Source organism: Pseudomonas sp. BS-2016, assembly GCF_001806145.1.
GTDB lineage: Bacteria > Pseudomonadota > Gammaproteobacteria > Pseudomonadales > Pseudomonadaceae > Aquipseudomonas > Aquipseudomonas lundensis.
The window spans coordinates 1-1,502 of sequence record NZ_MLCT01000204.1; the positions used below are offsets into that span (position 1 = coordinate 1).

The 1,502-nt window shown below is 62.6% G+C and carries 1 protein-coding gene and 1 pseudogene; both read left to right on the plus strand.

What is annotated here, in order from left to right:
• A partial coding sequence (locus BKD70_RS23810) for a TrkA C-terminal domain-containing protein (protein WP_305879752.1) occupies nt 1–625 on the plus strand: 625 nt, incomplete at its 5' end.
• Nucleotides 626–674: 49 nt separating this feature from the next.
• Nucleotides 675–1,502, plus strand: a pseudogene (locus BKD70_RS23815) (mechanosensitive channel MscK); the annotation flags it as partial.

Below are 1,502 nucleotides of genomic sequence, written 5' to 3' on the forward strand. Positions count from 1 at the left end.
CTCGCTGTTGGTGCAGGGCACCAGCCTGCCGTGGGTGGCCAAGTTGCTCAAAGTCACCGTACCGCCAGACCCGGCGCCGATCTCCCGCGCGGCCCTGGAAGTGCACGTTACCAGCGAGTGGGAGTTGTTCGTCTACCGCCTGGGCGCCGAAAAATGGTGCATCGGCGCGGCCCTGCGCGAGCTGAAAATGCCCGAAGGCACGCGCATCGCCGCGCTGTTTCGTGGCCAGCAACTGCTCCATCCGTCGGGTAGTACGGTGCTGGAAGTCGGCGATTTGCTCTGTGTGATCGGCCACGAACACAACCTGCCGGCCCTGGGCAAATTGTTCAGCCAGGCGCCGCAACGGGGCCTCGATTTGCGCTTCTTCGGCGACTTCGTACTCGAAGGCGACGCCCAGCTGGGCGCGGTTTCCGCCTTGTACGGGCTCAAGCTTGAAGGTATCGACCCGGACATGCCGTTGAGCCGCTTCATTACCCAGAAGGTTGGCGGTGCACCGGTAGTCGGCGACCAGGTGGAGTGGAACAACACCATCTGGACCGTCGCCGTCATGGACGGGAACAAGATTGGCAAAGTCGGCGTCAGATTCCCCGAAGGAAGTCGCCCGGGCCCCGGACTCTTCCTCTAAACTGCGGGACAACGACGCCCCGATTCTTCACTTTGCAAGACCGGTCTCTATGCCAACCCTGCGTACTTTTCTCGCCACTGCCCTGCTGGGCCTGACCCTTTGTGTTGGCAGCGTATACGCCGCCGACCCGCCCAGCGCCGAAGCCGTCCAGCAAAGCCTGGATAAACTGCCCGACCGCAAGCTGCCTGACGCCGACATGAAGGCGCTGCAGGCGACCCTGCAACAGACCCTGACCTACCTGGGCAATCAGCAGGACTACGAGCAGCGCCTGGCCGACCTCAAGCGCCAGCTGGAAGAGGCCCCGCGCCAGACCAATGAGAACCAGCGTGAGCTGGCGCGCCTCAAGGCCACCAAAATCATTCCGGTGGCCCAACGCTACGCCAGCCTGCCGGTGCCGCAGCTTGAGCAGTTATTGGTGCAACGCAGCACCCAGCAAGGCGACCTGCAAAAAGAACTGGCCGACGCCAACAGCCTGACCATCGCCGCCCAGACCCGCCCTGAGCGCGCCCAGACCGAGATCAGCAGCAGTCAGACGCGCATCCAGCAAATCAACGCGACGCTCAAGCTTGGCAAAGACAATGGCAAACCTCTCAGCGGCGACCAGCGCAACCAGCTCAACGCCGAACTGGCGGCCCTGAATGCCTTGATTCCCCTGCGCCGCCAGGAATTGGCCGGCAACAGCCAGCTGCAAGACCTGGGCAACAGCCAGCACGACCTGATTCAGGAAAAAACCGCACGCCTGGAGCAAGAAATCCAGGACCTGCAAACCCTGATCAACCAGAAACGCCTGGCCCAGTCCCAGCAGACAGTGACCCAACAGTCCATCGAAGCGCAGAAAGCCGGCGGCAGTAGCATCCTTGCCAAGGAAAGCGCAGAC